Source organism: Arthrobacter sp. SPT-J7, assembly GCF_059089965.1.
The window spans coordinates 1-5,961 of the sequence record NZ_JBNHFF010000201.1 but is presented as its reverse complement, the minus strand read 5'-3'; the positions used below and the strand labels follow the sequence as shown (position 1 = coordinate 5,961).

General features: G+C 65.4%; 7 protein-coding genes and 1 pseudogene. 4 read left to right on the top strand and 4 right to left on the bottom strand.

The window, feature by feature from the left end:
• Together AC5RWX_RS29280 and pyrE are read right to left on the bottom strand one after the other, a co-directional pair.
• On the bottom strand, positions 1 to 469 hold a 469-nt coding region (locus AC5RWX_RS29280), incomplete at its 3' end, for a GAF domain-containing protein (protein WP_494099742.1).
• A gap of 119 nt (positions 470 to 588) precedes the next feature.
• The gene (gene pyrE, locus AC5RWX_RS29275; RefSeq protein ID WP_494099741.1) at positions 589 to 1,173 is read right to left on the bottom strand and encodes an orotate phosphoribosyltransferase; all 585 of its coding nucleotides are present in this window, start codon (positions 1,171 to 1,173) and stop codon (positions 589 to 591) included.
• 73 nt (positions 1,174 to 1,246) lie between these two features.
• Between pyrE and nadE the strand changes: the two genes are divergently transcribed.
• Positions 1,247 to 2,101 carry an NAD(+) synthase gene (gene nadE, locus AC5RWX_RS29270; protein ID WP_494099740.1) on the top strand — a complete coding sequence of 285 codons (855 nt, stop codon included), beginning with the start codon at positions 1,247 to 1,249 and terminating at the stop codon, positions 2,099 to 2,101.
• A 109-nt stretch (positions 2,102 to 2,210) separates the two neighbouring features.
• On the opposite strand, the gene AC5RWX_RS29265 is transcribed toward nadE, so the two are convergent.
• On the bottom strand, positions 2,211 to 3,005 hold the full coding sequence (locus AC5RWX_RS29265) for an IclR family transcriptional regulator (protein ID WP_494099739.1): 795 nt from the start codon (positions 3,003 to 3,005) through the stop codon (positions 2,211 to 2,213).
• A 181-nt stretch (positions 3,006 to 3,186) separates the two neighbouring features.
• Between AC5RWX_RS29265 and AC5RWX_RS29260 the strand changes: the two genes are divergently transcribed.
• From AC5RWX_RS29260 to AC5RWX_RS29250, 3 genes and pseudogenes are all read left to right on the top strand, one after another.
• Positions 3,187 to 3,915 carry a CoA transferase subunit A gene (locus tag AC5RWX_RS29260; protein WP_494099738.1) on the top strand — a complete coding sequence of 243 codons (729 nt, stop codon included), beginning with the start codon at positions 3,187 to 3,189 and terminating at the stop codon, positions 3,913 to 3,915.
• Positions 3,916 to 3,942: 27 nt separating this feature from the next.
• Complete coding sequence (locus AC5RWX_RS29255; RefSeq protein WP_494099737.1) at positions 3,943 to 4,632, top strand: CoA transferase subunit B; 690 nt, start codon at positions 3,943 to 3,945, stop codon at positions 4,630 to 4,632.
• A 4-nt stretch (positions 4,633 to 4,636) separates the two neighbouring features.
• Positions 4,637 to 5,492 (top strand): annotated as a pseudogene (locus AC5RWX_RS29250) (thiolase domain-containing protein); the annotation flags it as partial.
• A gap of 16 nt (positions 5,493 to 5,508) precedes the next feature.
• On the opposite strand, the gene AC5RWX_RS29245 reads toward AC5RWX_RS29250, so the two are convergent.
• Positions 5,509 to 5,961, bottom strand: a 453-nt coding sequence (locus AC5RWX_RS29245; RefSeq protein ID WP_494099736.1) for an ankyrin repeat domain-containing protein, incomplete at its 5' end; no start/stop codon positions are given.

Genomic DNA, 5,961 nt, shown 5'->3' with positions numbered 1-5,961 from the left:
TATAGCCTCGGGCCTTCGCGGTGGCACGGTCATCGAACTTGCGCGGTACGTCGGAATACAGGTTCAGCGCAGCTTTCGCCTCACCCTGCAGGTTGAACGGCAGCGACAGAACTGACCGCAGTCCGTGCGAAGCCACCGCTGCCGCGTAGTCCGGTCCCCAGCGGTCTTCCTCGAAGAGGTCCGGAACGTGGACTTCGCGTTCCTCTTCTGCAGCAGTCAGGCAGGGGCCCTGCGACAAGGAGTACTGGATCTCGTCCACTTTCCGTGCAGAGTCGCTGCTCCAGCCAATCGTTGCCGCCTTGCGGTCCCGGAGCAGGGTGATGCCACAGAGTGCGTCATCGCCGTCGCCAGCCATCTGATGGGCGGAGAACCGCGCCAGTTCGTTCAGGAAGTCCTCAAAGTCGGCACTTTCCAGAATGAGGTTCTGGATCTGGTCGGTCGCGCTCAAGGGCTGTTGAGGGGGGAGCATTGTGCACGTTCTCCGTACAGGGGAGTTAAGGGGATAACGCAAATGATAGGCCAGCCCTGCCTCCCGCTCCAACACGGGAGCCCGGGCACAGTGTGCCCCGGACTCCCGTGACGACGGGGCTAGGAAAGCCCGAGCTCGTCCTTGCCGAAGGCGAACAGATACGGGACACCGGTCTCCGCTTCGATCTTTTCCTTGGCCCCGGTGTCCCGGTCGACGATAACGGCAACGGCCACAACGTTGCCGCCGGCCTTCCGGACGCCTTCCACTGCTGTCAGCGCCGAGCCGCCCGTGGTGGACGTGTCCTCGAGTACCAGCACTTTGCGGCCGTCCACGGACGGGCCCTCCACCTGGCGGCCCATGCCGTAGGACTTCTGGGCCTTGCGGACCACAAACGCGTCAACCTTCCGGCCGGCGTCAACGGCAGCGTGCATCACTGCGGTACCAACGGGGTCGGCCCCCATGGTGAGTCCGCCGGCGCACTCGAACTCGATTCCTGCGTCGTCCGCCAAAGCCAGCATGACCTGGCCCACAAGCTTGGAAGCCTCGTGGTGCAGGGTAATGCGGCGGAGGTCGATGTAGTAATCGGCTTCCGCTCCGCTGGACAGGATGACCTTGCCGCGGACCACGGCGAGTTCCTTGATCAGTTCCAGCAGGCGGGCGCGGGCGGCTGCAGTGTCTACTGCAGTGTCACTGGGGGAAGTCATGGACCCAGTTTAGTGGGGGCGGGCCGGTGTGGATGCTTGAGGCGGATGGACAGGGCTGGCTAGGCTGGACCCCATGCGTGAACTCCAGGCAAGCATCATTGAAGAAATGGGCGTTCAGCCCCGGATCGACCCCGCCGGGGAGGTGCGCAGGCGTGTGACCTTCCTGAAGGACTACCTTAAGGCCACCCACACCAAGGGCTTCGTCCTGGGCATTTCAGGCGGCCTGGACTCGTCCCTGGCCGGAAAGCTGGCCCAGCTGGCTGTCGAGGAGCTCGAGGCCGAGGGTGTGGAGGCGAACTTCGTGGCAGTGCGCCTGCCTTATGGCGTCCAGCACGACGAGGAAGATGCGCAGGCTGCCCTGGACTTTATCCGGCCCAAAACCGAGTGGACGTTCAACATCTCGGCCGCCGTGGATGGCTTCGAGGACGAGTTCGAGAAGACGGTGGGCTCGGAAATTTCCGACTTCCACAAGGGCAACACCAAGGCACGCACCCGCATGATCGCCCAGTATGCGCTGGCCGGTGAACACAACTACCTGGTCATCGGCACGGACCACGGCGCGGAGTCCGTCACCGGCTTCTTCACTAAATACGGCGACGGCGGCGCCGACATCCTTCCGCTGTTCGGCCTGAACAAACGGCAGAACCGTGCCCTGCTGGCCGAGCTCGGTGCTCCCGCCCGCGTCTGGGAAAAGGTGCCCACGGCGGACCTGCTGGACGACAAGCCGGGCCGCACCGACGAGGATGAACTGGGCCTGAGCTACGACCAGATCGACGATTACCTGGAAGGCCGGGAAGTCCCTGAATCCGTTGCCGAGCTGATCGAAGAGAAGTACCTGCGTACCCGGCACAAGCGCACCGTTCCCGTCACCATCTTCGACACCTGGTGGAAGCGCCAGGGCCCGGAGGAGCCGCGCGCGGGGCTGTAGGAATCCAGCTGAGGAGCCGCTGGACTTCCCCACTTTCGGGAAGCAAGACGGCGCGTCGCACCGGAGAGGGCGGCGCGCCGTCGTCGTTCCCCGGCAAAGGTTGGAAGACTCAGCGCGCCCGGTTCCCCTTCCCGTCCCTGTTGAGCTGCTGGGTAATGCGATGGGCCTCGGCCATCAGGAGGCCGCCCAGCTCCTCCTGCCGCTCGGGCTTGAAGCGTTGCTCGATTCCGGTGAGGGAAAGCGCCCAGGCGGGCCTGCCTGACGCGTCGAAGACCGCGGCGCCTATCCCCCAACTGCCTTCCAGGACCAGCCCCGGATTTACGGCGTAACCCGACAGCCTAGTCTGTTCGAGGTTGGCCCGGACCAGATCCTCCGGATGCGCCGTAGCGAAAGTACCGGCGTGTCCCGCCCATCCCTCCAACAGCTCCTCCTGCTCGGCCTCGGGCAGGAATGCCATGATTGCCGTGCCCGCGGAGGCCACACCGAGTGGGAACCGGACGCCCTCGTGCAGCACAAAGGACCGGACCGGGAAGCTCCCCTCCTCACGCAGGAGGCATACCGTCTCGGAACCGCGGCGGACGGAGAAGAAGGCACTCTCGCCAGTGGCCTCGGCCAGCCTGCGGAGGCTGGGCCGCGCAATGTCCTCCAATGGAAACCGCGCGGCTGCCACCGACCCCATAAGGAGCATCTCCGGGCCCAGCACCCAGTTCCCGCTGCCCGCGTCGTGATCCAGCAGTCCCTCGGATGCGAGGGAGGAGAGGAGCCGGTGGACCGTGGGCCGCGTGAGGCCGGATTCCCTCACCAGCGCGGACAGCGGCATCCCCTCAGCCTGGCGCCCCACAAGCCGCAACAGCCCGGCAATGCGGCTGACAACCTGTGCGCCCTGCATGGGTAAATTACTCATTTTCCTCCTCAGTTGTCCATATTGTGGACTTTAGTAATGCTACCGTCCACACTGTAAACGCCCTACTTAACGCAGAATTTGCCAGGCTTGACAGGCCTTCCGCAGCGCCCGTAGTGTCCTGTCCCAAGCCCGGCGTCCATAAGATGGACCACCGCCGCGCGATTCTCAACGAGGAGGCGCCATGTCTAAACTTCAACCAGCATCCGCCGTCGCCCTGGCGGGTGCGCTCCAGGACGGCATCACCCTTGCCGTGGGCGGCTTCGGCTTGAGCGGCATCCCCGCAGACCTGATCGAGGCCGTCCGCGATTCCGGCGTGAGGGACCTGACAGTGGTCTCCAACAACATGGGGGTGGACGGCAAGGGCCTGGGCATCCTGATCGAAGCGGGCCAGGTCTGCAAAGTCATCGCAAGCTACGTGGGCGAGAACAAACTCTTCGCCGAGCAGTACCTGGCCGGCAACCTGGAGGTGGAGTTCACCCCGCAGGGCACCCTCGCGGAGCGCCTCCGCGCCGGCGGCGCCGGCATCCCCGCTTTCTACACCAAGACGGGCGTGGGCACCCTGGTTGCCGAGGGGAAGCCCCACGAGGTGTTCGACGGCGAAACATACGTCCGTGAACGCGCTATCCGGGCCGACGTCGCCCTGGTCCACGCGCACACGGCAGACACGGACGGAAACCTGATCTACCGCTACACCGCCCGGAACTTCAACCCGGTGGTTGCAACTGCCGGGCTCCTGACCATCGCGGAGGCCGAGGTGATCGTGGAACCGGGCCAGCTGGACCCCAACCACATCGTCACGCCCGGCGTGTACGTCCAGCGCCTGGTGCAGGTCAGTGACCGGATCAAGGACATTGAGCAGCGCACGGTGCGCCCCGCCGCACGCCGCACTGCCGAAGCTGTTCCGGCCTAACCCCACTACCCATTCAAGGAGACCCCGATGGCCTGGACCAGGGATGACATGGCTGCCATCGCAGCCGAAGAACTGAACGACGGCGACTACGTTAACCTCGGCATCGGGATTCCCACCCTGGTGGCCAACAACCTGCCCGAGGGCGTCCGGGTTGTGCTGCAGAGCGAAAACGGACTGCTGGGAATGGGGCCATTCCCCTACGAGGGCGAAGAGGACGCTGACCTCATCAACGCCGGCAAACAGACCGTGACGGTGCTGCCGGGCGGGAGCATCTTCGATTCCGCCACCTCGTTCGGCATGATCCGGGGCGGACACGTCAAAGTAGCCATCCTGGGGGCCATGCAGGTCTCCGGCAATGGTGACCTCGCCAACTGGACCATCCCCGGCAAGATGGTCAAGGGCATGGGCGGCGCCATGGACCTCGTGGCCGGGACACCCCGCGTCGTGGTCCTCACCGAGCACAACGCCAAGGACGGCAGCGCCAAAATCGTGCGGAAGTGCACGCTTCCCCTGACAGGCCTTGCTGTGGTGGACCGGATCATCAGCGACCTCGCGGTCTTCGACCTCCATAGGACGGACGACGGCGGACGGCAGCTCACCCTCACCCGGCTTGCCCCAGGCGTCACCGTGGAGGAGATCCGGCAAAAGACCGAGGCCGTGTTCACCGTGGCCCTTGACTCACCGGCAGCCGCCGGCTTGGAAGGAGCCACAGCTTGAGACGAAGACAGTACTGGTGATCGGCGCGGAAAAGATGACTCACGCGGGGGCCGACGTTGTGGGTGCAGGCCTGCTGGGCGCCGACTATGACATGGCGGGCAAAGCCTCCACCAGGGGCTTCACGGGACTCTTTGCCGAGGTAGCGAAGCACTACGGGAAGCGGTACGGCGACGGCAACCTGGGTGACGTCCTGGGCAGCATCGCGGCGAAGAACCACCGAAATGGCGTGGACAACCCGTACGCCCAGCTCCGCAAGGACCTGGGTGAGGACTTCTGCCGCACGGTCTCGGACAAAACCCCATGGTGGCCGACCCGCTGCACCGCACTGATTGCTCCCCCGTGTCCGACGGCGCCGCCGCCGTCGTGTTGTCCACTTCCCCGACCGGCGGTGCCACTGCACCGGTGCGGCTGGCAGGGCTTCGGCCACGCCAATGACTTCTTCCCAGCATCACGTCGGGACCCGGTTGCCTTCGACGCCACCCGGGCGTCCTGGCAGCGCGCACTGGCGATGGCCGGCGTCGGACTGGAGGGCCTGGACTTCGCGGAGGTGCATGACTGCTTCACCATCGCGGAGCTGCTGATGTACGAGGCGATGGGCCTGACGGGACCAGGCAAGGGTGCCCGTGCCATCGAGGAGGGCTGGGTGTACAAGGACGGCAGAGTGCCCATCTACCCGTCCGGCGGCCTCAAGGCCAAGGGGCATCCGGTGGGAGCGACCGGCGTTTCGCAGCACGTCATCGCCGCCATGCAGCTGACTGGGACCGCGGGCGGCATGCAGCTCACCAACCCCTGCCGCGCCAGTCCAGAACATGGGCGGCGTGGGCATCGCCAACTATGTCAGTGTCCTCGAGGTCCTGTAACCCCTACGCCCTTGGGCTAGCCGCGGGAGCGGATCAGTGCGGCGATCTCCGCGAAGCCCAGCCGTTCGGCGTTCTGCAGTGCGGTCCTTCCCTCCGGATCCCTGATGTTGGGGTCAGCGCCTGCTGCCAGGAGAAGCCGGACCACTTCCTGCTGCCTGGGCCCGCCGTTGTTCAGCAGGATGGCCTCCTGCATGGCAGTCCAGCCAAGGTTGTTGACGTGGTTCACCGGCACTCCTGCATCGATGAGGATCTGCACCGTCTCCGCGTGGCCATGTTCGCTAGCCGGAATCAGGGCCGTCCCGCCATACCTGTTGGTACTCGTGACGTCTGCCCCGGCGGCCAATGTCAGCCGGAGCACCTCATTGAATCCTTCGGCACCCGCGTAGAGGAAGGCCGAATCCTGGATCGCGTCCTTGGCGTTGACGTTGCCGCCGCTGGCAATCAGTTGGCCGGCCAGCGGCACGTTGTT

What these genes read in the sequence shown, in the direction of transcription:
- pyrE (WP_494099741.1), bottom strand. Translation starts at nt 1,173, where the DNA reads ATGACTTCCCCCAGTGACACTGCAGTAGACACTGCAGCCGCCCGCGCC.
- nadE (WP_494099740.1), top strand. Translation starts at nt 1,247, where the DNA reads ATGCGTGAACTCCAGGCAAGCATCATTGAAGAAATGGGCGTTCAGCCC.
- AC5RWX_RS29265 (WP_494099739.1), bottom strand. Translation starts at nt 3,005, where the DNA reads ATGAGTAATTTACCCATGCAGGGCGCACAGGTTGTCAGCCGCATTGCC.
- AC5RWX_RS29260 (WP_494099738.1), top strand. Translation starts at nt 3,187, where the DNA reads ATGTCTAAACTTCAACCAGCATCCGCCGTCGCCCTGGCGGGTGCGCTC.
- AC5RWX_RS29255 (WP_494099737.1), top strand. Translation starts at nt 3,943, where the DNA reads ATGGCCTGGACCAGGGATGACATGGCTGCCATCGCAGCCGAAGAACTG.